The organism is Nocardia sp. NPDC003726 (assembly GCF_053586955.1).
In genome coordinates this window covers 248,198-263,992 of record NZ_JBSFNF010000005.1, presented here as the reverse complement: position 1 = coordinate 263,992, position 15,795 = coordinate 248,198, and the positions used below count along the sequence as shown (strand labels likewise).

Sequence of the window (15,795 nt, the reverse complement as noted above, 5' to 3'; positions counted from 1 at the left end):
CGCCCGTAGCCGGGTGAGTGCGACAAACCGGAAACTCGGACGGGTATCCTCGAAGTGTTATGCAGGTGTTCCGCGTGTCGCACGAGGGATGCCTGGTGCCGGGGTATAGACCTCTGTACACGGGCTCGCCGGGCCGATCGCCGCGATCGGCGCCCGGTCCGGACGCGAGCACGCGCATCGACGAAGGATTTCTCGGATGCATTGCCCGTACTGCCGACACCCCGACTCCCGGGTGGTGGACTCGCGCGAGGCCGACGAAGGCGCGGCCATCCGCCGCCGTCGCGCCTGCCCGCAATGTGGGCGGCGGTTCACCACGGTGGAGACGGCCATCCTGTCGGTGGTCAAGCGCAGCGGCGTCACCGAGCCGTTCAGCCGCGAGAAGGTCATCCGGGGTGTGCGCCGGGCCTGCCAAGGCCGTGAGGTCGACGACGACGCGCTGAACCTGCTCGCCCAGCAGGTGGAGGACGCGGTGCGGGCGAAAGGCTCGCCCGAGGTGCCCAGTCACGAGGTGGGTCTCGCGATCCTCGGTCCGCTGCGTGATCTGGACGAAGTGGCCTACCTGCGCTTCGCTTCGGTCTACCGGTCGTTCACCTCCGCCGAGGACTTCGAACGCGAGATCAGGGAGATGCGCAGGGCCCGCGCCGAAGCGTTGTCGGCCGCCGACTGACTCAGCGCCGGACGGCGGCGATCGCCTTCTCGATCCGCTTGGCCGACACCGGGAACGGCGTGCCGAGTTTCTGCGCGAACAGGCTGACGCGGAATTCCTCGATCATCCACCAGATCTCGGTGACCGCGGGCGCATGCCTTCGGGTCTCCGGTAGCGACGCGACCAGGCGGTCGTAGGCGGCCAGCGCCCGATCGAGTTCGGCCATGCCCTGCCGATCGCGCACGGCGGAGCCGGGCAGCGCCTCCAAACGTGCCACCGCGGCTTGGAGGTAGCGGGGCAGCTCACGCAGTCGGGCCGCGCCCGTCTCGGAGACGAAGCCGCGGAACACCAGATTGTCGAGCTGATGACGGACGTCATCGGCGATATCGCGCTCGCTCGTTCGTTCCAGCGCCGCGGAGACTTGGTGCGCCCCGGCGAGAATCGGTACCACCAGGCGCACGAAACGCCCTACGGTGGCGGCGAACTCGGGCCGGATCCGGGCGACGAGCGCGTCGAACTCCGCAGGGCTGTGTACCGGGCCGCCCGCGGCCGCGAGCAGTTCGTCGGCGGCGGCGGCGCGGCAGTCCTCGAGCAGCGCTTCCAGTGAGCCGTACGGATTCTGGCTCAGGGCCAAGCGGTCCGCGGGCGAAAGCCCAGCGGTGGCGGAGCGGACCGAGGTGGGCAGCGCGTGCAGCAACAGCGATCTGGTGCCCAGGCGCATGGCGGCGGCCTGCTCCGCGGGGGAGCTGAGCACCCGAACCGCCACGCCGTCCCCTTCGGCGACGAGCGCCGGGTATCCGGTGACGGTCTGGCCCGCGACCTCGCGGCGCACCGTCGGCGTGATGGTGCCGAGCGATTCGGAAGTCCACACCGTGGCAGGCGGACGTTCCGCACCCGCGGTGGCGCGGGCGACCGAAGCGGAAACCTGCTCGGCCAGTTGTGCTTTCAGCGCGGTGAGGCTCTTGCCGCGCGCGAGCGTCGCGCCGTCGTCGCCGATGGCGGCGAAGGTCATCCGCAGATGATCGGGCAGTGCCGAGACGTCGAAGTCGGTGGGGGCGATGGAAACCGAGCCGAGCCGGGACAACTCGCGCGCCAGCCCGGCGCGCAGCGGCTCCGCGCGCGGGGTGAGCGCCGCGAGGGCGGCGGCCGCGAAATCCGGAGCGGGAACAACGCTGCGCCGCAGCGTCTTCGGCAAGGTCTTGATCAACGCGGCGGCCAGTTCGTCGCGCATGCCCGGCACCAGCCAATCGAAACCGACGGCGCGGACGTGGGCGAGCTGTTCCACCGGGATCCGGACGGTCACGCCGTCGTCCTCGTTGCCCGGCTCGAACTGGTAGGAGAGCGGGAAACTGAGTTCGCCCTGACGCCAGGAGTCGGGGAAGGCCGCCGGGTCCAGCGTGGCCGCGCCCTCGTTGACCACGGTGGAGGTGGAGAAGTCGAGCCGCGCCGGGTCTTCCCGGCGTGCGGTGCGCCACCAGCTGTCGAAGTGCCGCACCGAGACGATGTCGGCGGGCAGGCGCTTGTCGTAGAACTCGAACAGCACCTCGTCGTCGACCAGGATGTCGCGGCGGCGGGCGCGGTGCTCCAGGTCGGCGACGTCGTCGAGCAGCGCGCGATTGCGATGGAAGAACTCGTGCCGGGTCTGCCACTCGCCCTGCACCAGGGCATGGCGGATGAACAACTCGCGCGACAGCTCGGGGTCGATGCGTCCGTAGTCGACCGGCCTGCCGGTGACCAGCGGGATCCCGTACAGCGTCACCCGTTCGTAGGCGCGCGCCGAGCCCCGCTTGGCCGACCAGTGCGGTTCGGAGTAGGTGCGCTTGACGAGGTCGCCCGCCAGCCGCTCGGCCCACTCCGGCTCGATCTTCGCGGCCATCCGTCCCCACAGCCGTGAGGTCTCGACCAGTTCGGCGGCCATCACCCAGCGGGGTGGCTTCTTGGCCAGCGACGAACCGGGGAAGATCATGAACTTGGCATTGCGGGCGCCGAGGAATTCCCTGGTCTCCGCCTCGCGGACGCCGATGTGCGACAGCATGCCCGCCAGCAGTGCCTGATGGATGGCCGTGGCGTCCCAGGGCAGTCCGTCGCTGTCACCGGCAGCCGTGGCGGCGGTGGACCGGTCGCGTCCTGGACCGGGGCGACCGTCGCGCGTCCCCCGGCGGGCTCTGTTGCCGGACTTGCGAGCCGGTGTGGCCGCTTCGGTTGGGGGCCGCTCACCGTCCTCCGAGCCCTCCGGCCGCGTGGACCAGCCCAGGCCCCTGGTGATGGTGCGCAGTTGTCCGTGCAGGTCCTGCCACTCCCTGATCCGCAGGTAGTGCAGGAACTCCTCCCGGCACAGGCGCCGGAACTGGTTGGACGACAACGATTTGCGCTGTCCGCCGAGATAGTCCCACAGGCGCAGGTAGGCCAGGAAATCGGAGCCTTCGACGGTGAAGCGCGCGTGTTTGGCGTCGGCTGCCTGCTGCTGCTCGGCGGGGCGCTCCCGGACGTCCTGGATCGACAGCGCCGCGACGATCACCAGCACGTCGGCCAGGCAGCCGGTGCGCTGCGCTTCCACCAGCATCCGGGCCATGCGGGGATCGACCGGCAGCTGGGCCATATCGCGGCCGATCGGCGTCAGCGACAGCGTGCCGTCGGCCTTGGTCGCGCCGTCCCGGCGCGCGAGGGCGCCGAGTTCCTCCAGCAGGGCGATGCCGTCACGGATGGCGCGGCGGTCGGGCGCCTCGACGAACGGGAAGTTCTCGATGTCACCGAGGCCGAGCGCGGTCATCTGCAGGATGACCGCGGCCAGGTTGGTGCGCAGGATCTCCGGATCGGTGAACGCGGGCCTGGATTCGAAGTCCTCTTCCGAGTACAGCCGGATGCAGATGCCGTCGGCGACGCGACCGCAACGCCCGGAGCGCTGCCGCGCGGAGGCTTGGGACACCGGTTCGATCGGCAACCGCTGCACCTTGGTCCGCATGGAATAGCGGGAGATCCGCGCGGTGCCGGGATCGACGACGTACCGGATGCCGGGCACGGTGAGCGAGGTCTCCGCGACGTTCGTCGCGAGCACCACCCTGCGTCCGGTGTGCGGGGCGAACACGCGGTGCTGCTCGGCGGTGGACAGCCGGGCGTACAGCGGGAGGATCTCGGTGCGGGGCAGCTTCAGATCGCGCAGCGCGTCGGCGGTGTCGCGGATCTCCCGTTCGCCGGACAGGAACACCAGCACGTCGCCGTCGCCCGCGGCGAACAACTCGGTCACCGCGTCGCCGATGGCGTCCACCGGGTCCCGGTCGACGACACGGGTGTCCTCGTCGTCCTCGTCTTCGGCGGTGTTCGGCAGCTCCAGCGCGAGCGGCCGGTAGCGGATCTCCACCGGGTACGAGCGCCCCGACACTTCCACGATCGGTGCGGGCGTGCCGTGTTCGTCGGCGAAGTGCCGGGCGAACAGTTCGGGATCAATGGTCGCCGAGGTGATGATCACCTTGAGGTCGGGCCTGCGCGGCAACAGCTGCTTCAGGTAGCCGAGCAGGAAGTCGATGTTGAGACTGCGTTCGTGCGCCTCGTCGATGATGATCGTGTCGTAGCGGCGCAGCAGCCGGTCACGCTGGATCTCGGCGAGCAGGATGCCGTCGGTCATCAGCTTGACCAGGGTGTGCTCGGAGGCGTGGTCGGTGAACCGCACGGTGTAGCCGACGACGTCGCCGAGTTCGGTGCCCAATTCCTCGGCGATGCGCTCGGCCACGGTGCGCGCGGCCAGCCTGCGCGGCTGGGTGTGCCCGATGGTGCCGCGGATGCCGCGGCCGAGTTCGAGGCAGATCTTCGGGATCTGGGTGGTCTTGCCGGAGCCGGTCTCGCCCGCGACGATGACCACCTGGTGCTCGGCGATGGCCGCGGCGATGTCCTCGCGGCGGGCGGTGACCGGAAGCTGCTCCGGGTAGCGAATCTCCGGCACCGCGGCGCGGCGCGCTTCGACGCGCAGTTCGGCCGCCGCGATCTCCGCCTCGACCTCACTCAGATCGCCGCCGCGTGCTTTGTCGAGCCTGCGCCGCAACCGGTGTTCGTCGCGAAGGGAGAGATTCGCCAGGCGGGTGCGAAGGTCGCGGAGATCGGTGGCGGCTGTCCTGGTCATTGCATCGACCAGCCTAGCGAAATCCGCCAGCGGATTTTTCCACCAGGCGGCGCGGCCGGTATCCGGACGGAACTCGGAGGTTCGCCGCCGTCCCGGTGCCACATCGGGGAATGCGCTGGTCGACGCGGGTGCGCGCCAGGCCTTCGCCCGGTTCGCGCTGGAGGTATGGACCCCGGCCGGGGAACCGGCAAAGGTGGAGACATGAGCGCGCTATGGCATGGCTTCGCCGACATGGGCGCCGTCGAGCGGGACGGAGCGTTCGTCGTCGCCCGCGGAGACGGCGTGTACGTCTTCGATCGGGCGGGCAACCGCTACCTGGACGCGACCGCGGGCCTGTGGTTCGCCAACGTGGGCCACGGGCGCGGCGAGATCGCCGACGCGGTGGCCGTCCAGCTGCGCACGATCGCGCACTACTCCAATTTCGGCGACATCACCGAGCCGGCCACCCAGGAACTCGCCGAGCGGCTCGCCGGGCTCGCGCCGGTGCCAGGGAGCAAGATCTTCTTCACCTCGGGCGGCTCGGACTCCGTCGACACCGCGACCAAGCTCGCCCGCCGCTACTGGCACGAAGTCGGGCAGCCGGGCAAGACCATCGTGGTCGGGCGGCGGATGGCCTATCACGGCATGCACGTGGGCGGCACCGCGCTCGGTGGCCTGCCCGGGAACTCGGAGGGCTACGGCGAGCTGATGCCCGCGGCGCGAACCATCGAATGGGACGACGCGAAAGCACTGCTCGTCCTGATCGAGGAGGTCGGCGCCGAGCGGATCGCCGCGTTGTTCTGCGAACCGGTCATCGGCGCGGGCGGCGTGTATCCGCCGCCGGCGGGCTACCTCGCCGAGGTGCGCCGGATCTGCCGCGACCACGACATCCTGTTCGTCGCCGACGAAGTGGTCACCGGTTTCGGCCGCATCGGCGGAGCGTGGTTCGCCTCATCCCGTCTCGGGCTCGAGCCCGACCTGATGACCACCGCGAAGGGACTGACCTCGGGATACCTCCCGATGGGGGCGGTCTTCGCCGCCCCGCGCGTCGCGGAGCCGTTCTTCGCCGGCGGCGTCTGGTGGCGGCACGGCTACACCTACGGCGGCCACGCGGGCGCTGCGGCCGCCGCATTGGCGAATCTCGACATCATCGAGCGGGAAGACCTGCTCGCGGCCGCTCTGCGCCTGGAATCCAGCCTGCGCGACCAGCTGTCGGTGCTCGCCGACCACCCCAGGGTCGCCGAGGTGCGCAGCGGATTCGGCGCCGTCGCGGCCGTCCAGCTCGCCGATCCCGCGGAAGGACCGCGCCTGGTCGAGACGTTGCGCGCGCACGGCATCTCCGGTCGCGCCGCCGGCCAGGGCGCCATGCAGATCTCCCCGGCCTTCGTCATGAGCGACGAGCAGGTCGCGGAACTCGTCGACGGATTCACCCGCGCGTTGGACGAGGCCTGAGGTCACCGGGCGGGTGAGCGAACGGTGTGCACCGACCCGACGTCACAAGGCGCGGGTCAGGAAGACACTGTGCGGGTCATGGCGGTAGGCGCCGAACGGCGCGCAGCAGACGAAGCCGTGGGCGGCATAGAGCCGGCGTGCGGGCCGGAAGAAATCACCGGCGCCCGTTTCCAGGCTGAGGCGGCGGTAGCCGCGTTCGGTGGCCTCGGCGAGCACATGGCGCAGCAGGGCGGAGGCGACACCGCGGCGCATCCCGCGAGGCCCGCACCCTCCCACGCGGTCCAGAACGTGATCCCGGGACGGCGCAGCGCCGCCAGGTCCAACGCGTGCATGCTCTGCGCGGGCGAGTGCGCGGCCATCTCGGCGAGATGCTCGGTGAGCAGTGCCGCGATCTCGGGGCCGGTCAGGTCGTCGACGACGATGCGCAGACCGCCGCGCTCGATCTCGGTGGCGCGGTGCTCGGCGTGGTCGGACATCACTCCATCATGGCGGCCCGCTCGGCGACGCTCGCACTTCCGCCGGGCTCGGACTCGCCGGGGCCGACCTGACTGCTCCTCCGGCGGCCTCGAACCGACCGAACGGCGCGGGGAGCCGACTTCCGGCGATACGGCCGAGGACGCCGGGGGATCGCCGAATCCGACGGCGCTCGCAGGAAGGCCACTGTCCGGCACCGGAATTCGTCGGATTCGGACAGGCGGCTATCCGGCTCGCCGCCCGGTTCGCTCGGAATCATCGTCGTAGTAGGCGCATCCACGACGTTCGGCTCGTCGGAGTTGCCGCCCAGAGGTCTGAAAAGGGCACCCTCACCGCTCCGGGATGCGAGCATGGAAGCGCGACGACCGTGGTCGCCGTGCTGAGAGGTGGTGGGGTGTGGCGCAGTTCGTGCAGGAGTATGCCGTATTGCGATGGATGGTGGTGGCGGCGTTCGTGATCGCCGCCGGGATCGTGCTGTCGCGGGTGGCGGCGGCCGCGACACCGTCGGCCGGGTGTGTCGCGCAAACGCGTCCACCGGAGGACACTTCGGGCGGGCACGCCGAATCCGACGCGGCGCACTTGGTGATGTGCCTGGTCATGCTCGGCATGCTGGTGTTTCCCTCGGGCGCGAGCCCGCACGCGGTGCGCGGCGTGCTCACCGCGATGGCCGTGGTCTTCGCCGGACTGCTGACCATCCGTGCCGCCGAGCACGCCGCCCAGGGGCGGCCACTGCCGATCGACCGGCTTGTGCCGCTGGGCTACCACATCGTCACCACCGCGGCGATGCTCTACGCGATGTCCGGCCACACGGCCTCCGGCCATGCGGGCGGTCCGGCCACCGGACCCGCTCTGGGCCTCGCCGTACTGTTCCTGCTCGACGCGCTGGTGGTGACCTTCGCCGCCTGCACCGGCGGGACGCCCGCGCGGGCGCCGGGGCCGGTGCGGCTGCTGGTGCGTTCCGGCGGCTGCGTCGCCGCCCTCACCGGTCCCGCCAAACCGTGGGCGGCGGTGCCGCATGTGGTGATGGACGCGGGTACGGCCTACATGCTCGTGGCCGTGATCATTCGGTGACCGTGACCAATCCGGTTTCCCCCGCATACCGAACCCCTGTGCATGCAGGCACGGGATTCGGCCATGAGCAACGAACACGGTTCTGCTTCACCCCATCGCTCCGGCGGTCCGGCGCGTGCGCGAGAGGGAACCGATGACCCGGTGCTCGCGCGCCCGCTGCCGACCGGTTACGACCGAGCGCAGGCCACCCGCGCGAGCCGTGAACTCGCGGCGCTGCTCGCCGCCACCGGTGCGGGCGATCGCGGCGCGTTCACCGAGTTCTATCAGTTGACCAGTCCTCGGGTGTTCGGGCTCACGGTGCGGGTCCTGCGCAGTCACGCCGCCGCCGAGGAGGTGACCCAGGAGGTCTACCTCCAGGTGTGGTCGATGGCCGATCGCTACGATCCCACGCTGGCCAGTCCGGTCGGCTGGCTGATGATGCTCGCCCACCGCCGGGCGGTGGACCGGGTGCGCGCGGAGAGTTCGGCCAGCAGCCGGGACCTGGTCTACGCGCACGAGCAGCTCGGGCGCGCCCACGACGTCGTCGCCGAATCGGTTACCCAGCGCATCGAGGAGCAACAGGTGGCCGGTTGCCTGGAGATGCTGACGCCTACCCAGCGCGAAGCGATCACGCTGGCCTATTACGGCGGGTGGACCTACCGAGAGGTCGCCGATCATCTCTCGGTGCCGCTGCCCACGATCAAGACCCGCATCCGCGACGGGCTGAAAAGATTGGAGAAGTGTTTGTCCGGGGAAGGCACCGATGGTTGACACCTCGCCGCGCTCGCAGGCGGATCTCATCGACCTCGCCTACCCCTGCGCGTTGGACGCGGTCGCCGACATCGAGCGCAGGCACATCGATGCCCGCTTGGCGGCTGCCGACCCGCAGGTGCGGCAGGCGTTCTCCGACACCGTCTGGCAGGTCCGCGACGTGATGGGGCGGCTGGCCGTGCTCGACGAACTCGCGCCGCCGCCCGAGCTGGAACGCCGCATCCTGGACGCGCTGCCCGACGAGCACGCCGAGCGGTCGGCCACGCGGATGTCGCCGTGGCGGCGGCGGTTGCGCTGGGCGGTGCCGATCGCGGCCGCGGCGTGCCTGGCGATCGGCGGCATCGTGGTGACGGCGGAGCTCATCGATACCCCGTCGGAGCCGGCCGCCGCCGACCAGGTGCACGGGCGGACGGTGAACGGATCGTTCGCCGGGGGCGGTCTGCTCGTCGTGGACGCCTCGCCCGAATCGGGACGCGCGGTCGTCGTCTTCGATCAGGTCGCTCCGCCGCCGGTCGGCCAGGTGTATCAGGTGTGGCTGGTCGGTCCGGACGGACAACCACGCTCGGCGGGATTGCTCAGCGACGTGCCGTCGATCGAGCGACCGTTCGTCACCGGTTTCCGATCGGGCGAAGTGCTCGCGGTGAGCGTCGAGCCGGACGGCGGTTCGGACGCGCCGAGCGGCGATCCGATCGTGGGCGTCACCCTGCCCTGAGCGTCAGATGTCCACCGGCTGGTCGGCGACGACCCGGCCGCCCAGATGCACCCACCCGTCGGAGTCCCATCGGGTGAACAATTGCGAGCCTTTGCCCTGGGTGATGACCAGCCCTTTGCGCAGCAACGCCGTCAACGCCACGGCCGCCGCTCCGGTGGCCTCGTCCTCGGTGATGCCCATGGTCGGCGCGAACATGCGCGATCGCAGGGCGGCGCGATGCTCGTCGGTCCACGCCCACAGGTAGTGCGGGCCGCCGGGGAACTCGTCCGGACGCAGGGCGGCCAGCTCGTCGGCGTCCTCGAGTTGATGGAAGGTGAACGTGGGCGCCCACTCGCCGCGAGCGGTGATCCAGGTCAATCCCTCGGTGAGCTCCACGGCCACCGGGCCTGCGGGCACATCCAGCGTGCGCACCGGGACCCCTTGCGACGCGAACCACCACGCGGTGCCCACCGAGGGGTGTCCCGCGAAGGGGAGTTCCACCGTGGGGGTGTAGATCCGCACCGCGGCCGCGCCGTCCACCGGCTCCTCGACGACCACGGTCTCGCTGTATCCGGCTTTGGCGGCCAGCGCCTGCCGATCGGCCGCGGCCACGTCGGCGGCTCGCGCGATACCCAGCTCGTTGCCGAACCGTCCGGCGGCGTCGGTGAACACTCGCACGACATCAACCTGTGTGCTCATGGTCGCCGAGCCTACTCGGGTGTCGCGGTCGCGAGCTGTCGCCGGGACCACATCGGGAACGCGAAAGAGGCCCCCGTCGCAGGACAGGGGCCTCTTTCCCGGCGAAATCAGATCGCGGCCGCGCTGAGTGCCTCGGTCGACTGAACTGCCTGGCCGACACCGGCCACGATGGCGGCGGCGCGCAGCGATTCGAAGATCACTTCGCGGGACACGCCCGCTTCGCGCAGTGTGTGCTCGTGCGCCTCGAGGCAGTGCGCGCAGCCGTTGATCGAGGAGACCGCGAACGACCACAGCTCGAAGTCCGCCTTGTCGACGCCCGGCGTGCCGATGATCTGCATGCGCAGCCCGGCCCGCAGGTCGTCGTAGCGACCGCCGAGGAATGCCTTGCCCCGGTAGAACACGTTGTTCATGCCCATGATCGAGGCGGCGCCGAGCGCGGCGTTGTACGCCTCCGCCGACAGCACGTCGGCGGCTTCCTCGGCGATCTCGCGCAGCGTGGTCGTCGACCGGGTCGCGGCCGCCGACGCGAGCAGGGTGCCCCACAGCTGCTGTTCGTTCAGCACCGTGGTGCGCGCGATGGATGACAAGTTGAGCTTGAGGTCCTTGGCGTACTCGGGAAGGGAGTTCTTCAGGTTCTCAATGCTCATTCGGCGATTCCTCTACTCGAAGCGGTCCCCGCGGGGACCAGGTCGGTTCTAGATGGTGTGGGGTGGGTGTATCCGAAGGCTCGGAGACGCCGGGGATTTCAGACGCTGGCGGCCAGGAGCTCGCCCGCGTCGATGGTGGGGTCGCCCTTCTTCCAGTTGCAGGCGCACAGCTCGTCGGACTGCAGGGCGTCGAGCACGCGCAGCACCTCGTCGACGTTGCGGCCCACCGAACCCGCGGTGACGGAGACGAACTGGATCTCGTTGTTCGGGTCGATGATGAAGGTGGCGCGGTCGGCGACGCCGTCGGCGTTCAGAACGCCGGTGGCCGTGGCCAGTTCGCGCTTGAGGTCCGAAAGCATGGGGAAGGGGAGGGTCTTGAGGTCCTCGTGCTGCGCGCGCCACTGGAAGTGCACGAACTCGTTGTCCACCGACGCGCCGAGCACGACGGCGTCCCGGTCTTCGAATTCGTCGTTGAGCTTGCCGAACGCGGCGATCTCCGTCGGGCACACGAAGGTGAAGTCCTTCGGCCAGAAGAAGACGATCCGCCACTTGCCCGCGTGATCGTCGCTGGTGATCCGGGTGAAGTAGTCGTCGGGCTGCTGAGCGTCGACCTTCGACAGGTCACCGCCGATGACCGCGGTGAGGTTGTATGCCGGGAATTGGTCGCCGATGGTCAGCAGGGCCATGCTCATCTCCTCGTCATTTGTTTGCCAACTGTGTTCTGCGGTATTGCGGGACCGTTGCGGCCGGAAGAGCCACCGACTCGGACCCAGCACTCACACCGCCGGTGAAAAGCTCATGGGCGATCTTGCCCAAGGGGCGGTAAAAGGTAAAGGTGATCAGTCGCACTACACTGATAGGTGTGACTGATCAGACTTATCAGCCCACCCTGTCACAGCTGCGTGCGTTCGTGGCGATCGCGGAATATCGCCATTTCGGCACCGCGGCTGCGCGGCTCGGTGTGAGTCAGCCCACGCTATCGCAGGCGCTCGCCGCCCTGGAACACGGGCTCGGGCTCCAGCTGATCGAACGCAGCACCCGGCGCGTGCTGGTGACCGCGGCGGGGATGCGGTTGCTGCCCAAGGCAATGGCCACGCTGGAGGCCGCGGACCGTTTCGTCGCCTCGGCCACCGGCGACGGGCTCGGCGGCACGCTGCGGATGGGCATCATCCCGACGGTCGCCCCGTATGTGCTGCCCGGGTTGCTGCCGGAGCTGCGCAAGCGGCTGCCCGAGCTGCGACCGCAGATCATCGAGGACCAGACCGCCCGTCTGCTGGACGGGCTGCGCACCGGCGTGCTGGACGTCGCCCTGCTCGCGGTGCCGACCGAGATGCCGGGCCTGGTCGAGATCCCTTTGTACTCGGAGGAATTCGTGCTGGTCACCCCGCGCGGCCACGAACTGGCCGGGCGCGGCGACCTCGCGGCGTCGGTACTGGACGCCCAGCCGCTGCTGCTGCTCGATGAGGGGCACTGCCTGCGCGATCAGACCTTGGAGGCATGCCGTTCGGCCGACGTGCATCCGGCCGCCGTCGGCGACACCAGGGCCGCGTCCCTGTCCACCGTGGTCCAGTGTGTGGCGGGCGGGCTCGGCGTCACGCTGATCCCGCAGATGGCCGTCGCCACGGAGACCGCCCGCGCCACGCTGGACGTGGCGCACTTCTCCGCGCCCGCCCCCGGCCGCACCATCGGCTTGGTCTTCCGCGCGTCCAGCGCCCGCGCCGACGACTACGAATACCTGGCCGCCATCATTCGTGCCCAGCGGCCGATGTAGCGGTGCGGGGAGCACGGGACCGCGACGAGAGGGGAGGCGAATTGGCATCAGCGGCGCTGGGAGCGGGGCGGCTGGCCCGCCTGTTCGGGCCGGATCACGCGCTGTTCGTCTACGGAACGCTGCAATTTCCCGAAGTGCTGACGGCGCTGCTCGGGCGGGTGCCGTCGCTCGAACCAGCCGAGCTGACCGGCTGGCGCGCTGCCACGCTGCCGCGGCGGCTGTATCCGGGACTGGTCTCCGCGGCGCACGGGCGCGCCCGCGGCGCCGTGCTGAGCGGCCTCACCGCGACGGAGTGGGCCATCCTCGACGCGTTCGAAGACGACGAGTACGACCTGCGCCGGGTGCGCGTCGATGGCCGGAAGGTGCCGGTGTGGACCTACGTCTGGACGGTGGCGGCCGACCCGGCGGACTGGGAGCGGGACCGCTTCGCCGCCGAGCATCTCGCGGGTTTCACCGCCCGGTCCGCCCGGTGGCGGCAGGAGCCTGCGAGCTTCTCCGATACGGCCGGACCCGGGTGGTCGGACCCTGGAGCATGACGCACAGCTGTTGCGATTCCAAGACGACCGGTCGTATATTCAGCGCATGGCGCGACCGCGACGCAGCGAGGACACCCGGCGACTTCTGGTCGAAGAAGGGGCCGCCGGGTTCCTGACGAACGGCTATCACGGCACCGGGATCAAACAGATCCTGGACAAGGTGGGTGTGCCGAAGGGCTCGTTCTACAACTACTTCGACAGCAAGGAGAGCTTCGGCCGCGCCATCATCGAGCATCACTCCGTGTGCGTGCAGCGAAATCTCACCGAGGCGTTCGGTTCGGCGCCGGACCCGGTGAGCGGATTGCTGGCATTCTTCGGGCGGCTGATGGACGACTTCGTCGCGGCCGATTTCACCGGCGGTTGTCTCATCGCGAATCTCGGGGGCGAGCTGGAAGGCAGTGAGCTGCTGCGGGAATCGCTGTCGGCGGCGTGGCTGGCCTGGCGCGATCGCGTCGCCGAGCAACTCGCGCAGGGCCAGCGCCTCGGCATGATCCGTGCCGATATCGAGGCGGTCGAACTGGCCGATCTGCTGCTCGAATCCTGGGAAGGGGCGGTGATCAGGATGAAGATGGAGCGCACCCTCACGCCGCTGCGCAAGTGTCTCGATCGCCTGTTGGGCGACTATTTCCTGCCCTGAATCCGGGCGCAACGACTGTCCGGCGTCTTCGGCTGCCTGTTCCAAGACGACCGGTCGTATAGAAGAAGGGATGACTATGGCGAAGACCGTCATCGTGACCGGTTCCTCCAGCGGGATCGGGCGCGATATCGCGCGGGCGTTCGTGGCACGCGGCGACAACGTCGTGCTCAACGGCCGAGACGCGGACAAACTGACCCGGGTGGCCGCCGAACTCGGTGCGCCGGAGCAAGTGGCCGCGGTGCCGGGCGATATCGGCGCCGCGACCGGAGCGGCCTTGGTGCGCGTCGCGGTGGAGCGGTTCGGCGGTGTGGACGTGCTGGTCAACAACGCGGGCGTCTTCGGAGCCAAACCGTTCGTCGAGGTCACCGAGCAGGACCTGGACGTGTATCTGACCGGCAACCTCAAAGGCACCTACTTCACCACGCAGGCCGTGGTGCGGCAGTTTCTCACCCGAGCCGGCGGCGGCAGCATCGTGAACATCGGCACCGTGCTGATCGATCACGCCCTCGCCGGGTTGCCCGCCTCCGCGGCCTTGGTCAGCAAAGGCGGTATCCACGCGCTGACCACCGCTCTGGCCGCCGAACTCGCCGCCGACGGCATCCGGGTCAACGCGGTCGCGCCCGGCATCATCCGCACGCCGCTGTTCGGCGACGGCGACGAGCGGGCATCGGGCAGGCTCGCCCTGTTGAACCGCATCGGCGAAGTCGCCGAAACGACGGCCGCGGTGTTGTATCTCGCCGACGCGGCCTTCACCACCGGACACATCCTCCCCGTCGACGGCGGGTTCATCTCTGGAAGGGCGGCCTGAAATGCCTTACGTCAACATCAAAGTCACCGACGAAGGCGTGACCCGCGAGCAGAAGGCGCGCCTGATCAAGGGTGTCACGGATCTGCTGCACGACGTGCTCGGCAAATCGCCCGCGAGCACTTACGTCGTGATCGATGAAGTCGCGCTGTCGAACTGGGGCGTCGGCGGGGTCGACGTCGAACAGTGGCGCGAGCAGCAGCGGTCGTCGCCGTCCTGACCTACCGTGCCGTCATGACGACGGTCGCCGCGTGTCTCGCGACACCGCTGTAGCGAATGCGCCGGTCCCGGGATCCGGAGCCGGCGCATTCGGGCGTCACTGGACCCGCAGCGCGTGCGGTTCGATGGCGCCGCGCACCAGCGCCCTGGCGTCGATGGTCTCGGGCTTGTAGGGCAGCCGGGCCAGGCGATCGGTCATCCCGCCCACCGGGTCGTCGATCCGGTCGACCAGGCCGAACAGGAACGACCATTCGTGCTCGTCGCTGCCGTAGTGCACCACGGTGCCGAACTGCTCGTGGAAACGCTGCCAGGACCGCTTCAGCGTCTCGTTGCGCCACATGGTCGCGCAGCCAGCCTGGGCGCACAGCACGCCGCCGGGTGCGAGCAGTGCACGACATCGCGACAGGAACTCCGCCTCGTAGAGGCGGTTGTGCTGCGCGTCCTCGACGCGCTCGTCCGGCAGGTCGATCACGACGACGTCGTAGCGGGTGCCCGCGCGCTCGGCCTCGGCCAGGAAATCCCAGCCGTCGGCGTAGTGCACCTTGATCGGGCCCTCGCCCTTGACGGCGGCGGCCAGTTCGTCGCTGGTGTAGCCGTAGGGCAGGTGCTCGGCGCACAACTCGACCTCGAGCTGGTCGATGTCCACATGATCGACGAGGGTGGCGCCCGCGGCGACCGACATCTGGCTGGCCACGCCTTCGCCGGAGCCGATGATCAGCACCTTGTCCAGCTTCTCGGCCAGCGCGAAGGCGGGCACCATCATCGCCTCGTGGTAGGTGAGCTGGGAGAACTCGGTGGACTGGCGGTCGTCGTCGGAGAACAGACTGATGCCCTGCTCGGTCCGCGCGATGACCATGTGCTGGAAGGGGGTGTTGGTGTCGACGATCACCTCGTGCAGATCCCAGATGCGGGTCAGGCCCGCCCCCACCGGCTCCTCGATCCGCTGACCGCCGTGTCCCCTGCGGATGACCTGCATGCGAACATCCTTGGGCGCCAACGCGTCTCGCAGTAGCTCGACCGCCTTGGAGGCGCCGGCGCCGATGCTGCCGCAGGTGAAGACGTCGACGAAGATGTCGCCGGACTCCGGATAAGTGTGAATCGAGGCGTGGGACTCCGACAACAGCGCGAGGACGGTCACCCCCTGCGGTTCGAACTTCTTGTGTACGACATCGCAGATGGTGACGCCCGCCGCGATCAGAGACTCACGCAACGCCGATTCGAGTCGTTCGAGATCGTCGCAGAGGGCTGCGTCGACACCACCGAACTCGGCCAGCACATGCCAACCGGTGAATTCCGCCGTCATG

17 protein-coding genes are annotated in these 15,795 nt (G+C 69.6%); 11 read left to right on the top strand and 6 right to left on the bottom strand.

Annotated features, from left to right (window positions below):
* The first annotated feature begins 196 nt into the window (after window positions 1-196).
* The gene (gene nrdR, locus ACWDMM_RS09460) at window positions 197-667 is read left to right on the top strand and encodes a transcriptional regulator NrdR (protein ID WP_067808939.1); all 471 of its coding nucleotides are present in this window, start codon (window positions 197-199) and stop codon (window positions 665-667) included.
* Between the two features lies 1 nt (window position 668).
* Here the strand turns inward: nrdR and hrpA are convergent, their stop codons facing one another.
* Window positions 669-4,760, bottom strand: a complete 4,092-nt coding sequence (hrpA, locus tag ACWDMM_RS09455; protein WP_449936850.1) for an ATP-dependent RNA helicase HrpA — start codon at window positions 4,758-4,760, stop codon at window positions 669-671.
* Between the two features lie 201 nt (window positions 4,761-4,961).
* Here hrpA and ACWDMM_RS09450 point away from each other — a divergent pair, with 201 nt between their 5' ends.
* Entirely contained in the window at window positions 4,962-6,191 is a 1,230-nt protein-coding gene (locus ACWDMM_RS09450) for an aminotransferase family protein (RefSeq protein ID WP_195082187.1), read from the top strand.
* Between the two features lie 42 nt (window positions 6,192-6,233).
* Here the strand turns inward: ACWDMM_RS09450 and ACWDMM_RS09445 are convergent, their stop codons facing one another.
* Complete coding sequence (locus ACWDMM_RS09445; RefSeq protein WP_323124437.1) at window positions 6,234-6,443, bottom strand: GNAT family N-acetyltransferase; 210 nt, start codon at window positions 6,441-6,443, stop codon at window positions 6,234-6,236.
* 74 nt (window positions 6,444-6,517) lie between these two features.
* On the opposite strand from ACWDMM_RS09445, the gene ACWDMM_RS09440 reads away from it, so the two are divergent.
* The 4 genes from ACWDMM_RS09440 (at window position 6,518) to ACWDMM_RS09425 (ending at window position 9,198) form a co-directional block, all read left to right on the top strand.
* Complete coding sequence (locus ACWDMM_RS09440; protein WP_323124436.1) at window positions 6,518-6,739, top strand: hypothetical protein; 222 nt, start codon at window positions 6,518-6,520, stop codon at window positions 6,737-6,739.
* Window positions 6,740-7,061: 322 nt separating this feature from the next.
* Complete coding sequence (locus ACWDMM_RS09435; protein WP_195082188.1) at window positions 7,062-7,736, top strand: DUF5134 domain-containing protein; 675 nt, start codon at window positions 7,062-7,064, stop codon at window positions 7,734-7,736.
* Window positions 7,737-7,799: 63 nt separating this feature from the next.
* Window positions 7,800-8,486, top strand: a complete 687-nt coding sequence (sigK, locus tag ACWDMM_RS09430; protein WP_357108028.1) for an ECF RNA polymerase sigma factor SigK — start codon at window positions 7,800-7,802, stop codon at window positions 8,484-8,486.
* Complete coding sequence (locus ACWDMM_RS09425; RefSeq protein ID WP_357206779.1) at window positions 8,479-9,198, top strand: anti-sigma factor; 720 nt, start codon at window positions 8,479-8,481, stop codon at window positions 9,196-9,198. Before sigK ends, ACWDMM_RS09425 begins: the two co-directional genes overlap by 8 nt.
* Window positions 9,199-9,201: 3 nt before the next feature.
* Here the strand turns inward: ACWDMM_RS09425 and ACWDMM_RS09420 are convergent, their stop codons facing one another.
* From ACWDMM_RS09420 to ACWDMM_RS09410, 3 genes are all read right to left on the bottom strand, one after another.
* Complete coding sequence (locus ACWDMM_RS09420) at window positions 9,202-9,876, bottom strand: PhzF family phenazine biosynthesis protein (protein ID WP_195082191.1); 675 nt, start codon at window positions 9,874-9,876, stop codon at window positions 9,202-9,204.
* Window positions 9,877-9,983: 107 nt separating this feature from the next.
* On the bottom strand, window positions 9,984-10,523 hold the full coding sequence (locus ACWDMM_RS09415; RefSeq protein WP_067808928.1) for a carboxymuconolactone decarboxylase family protein: 540 nt from the start codon (window positions 10,521-10,523) through the stop codon (window positions 9,984-9,986).
* Between the two features lie 98 nt (window positions 10,524-10,621).
* Window positions 10,622-11,209, bottom strand: a complete 588-nt coding sequence (locus ACWDMM_RS09410) for a peroxiredoxin (protein WP_195082192.1) — start codon at window positions 11,207-11,209, stop codon at window positions 10,622-10,624.
* Between the two features lie 176 nt (window positions 11,210-11,385).
* Here ACWDMM_RS09410 and ACWDMM_RS09405 point away from each other — a divergent pair, with 176 nt between their 5' ends.
* The 5 genes from ACWDMM_RS09405 (at window position 11,386) to ACWDMM_RS09385 (ending at window position 14,492) form a co-directional block, all read left to right on the top strand.
* Window positions 11,386-12,294 carry a hydrogen peroxide-inducible genes activator gene (locus ACWDMM_RS09405; RefSeq protein ID WP_195082193.1) on the top strand — a complete coding sequence of 303 codons (909 nt, stop codon included), beginning with the start codon at window positions 11,386-11,388 and terminating at the stop codon, window positions 12,292-12,294.
* Window positions 12,295-12,335: 41 nt separating this feature from the next.
* Window positions 12,336-12,830 carry a gamma-glutamylcyclotransferase family protein gene (locus ACWDMM_RS09400; RefSeq protein ID WP_357206777.1) on the top strand — a complete coding sequence of 165 codons (495 nt, stop codon included), beginning with the start codon at window positions 12,336-12,338 and terminating at the stop codon, window positions 12,828-12,830.
* A gap of 46 nt (window positions 12,831-12,876) precedes the next feature.
* Window positions 12,877-13,467 carry a TetR family transcriptional regulator C-terminal domain-containing protein gene (locus ACWDMM_RS09395; RefSeq protein WP_195082194.1) on the top strand — a complete coding sequence of 197 codons (591 nt, stop codon included), beginning with the start codon at window positions 12,877-12,879 and terminating at the stop codon, window positions 13,465-13,467.
* A 70-nt stretch (window positions 13,468-13,537) separates the two neighbouring features.
* A complete protein-coding gene (locus ACWDMM_RS09390) occupies window positions 13,538-14,275 on the top strand; it encodes an SDR family NAD(P)-dependent oxidoreductase (RefSeq protein WP_195082195.1) in 738 nt (245 codons plus the stop codon).
* Between the two features lies 1 nt (window position 14,276).
* On the top strand, window positions 14,277-14,492 hold the full coding sequence (locus ACWDMM_RS09385; protein ID WP_195082196.1) for a tautomerase family protein: 216 nt from the start codon (window positions 14,277-14,279) through the stop codon (window positions 14,490-14,492).
* Window positions 14,493-14,588: 96 nt separating this feature from the next.
* Here the strand turns inward: ACWDMM_RS09385 and speD are convergent, their stop codons facing one another.
* A complete protein-coding gene (speD, locus tag ACWDMM_RS09380; protein ID WP_449936844.1) occupies window positions 14,589-15,794 on the bottom strand; it encodes an adenosylmethionine decarboxylase in 1,206 nt (401 codons plus the stop codon).
* Window position 15,795: the final 1 nt, after the last annotated feature.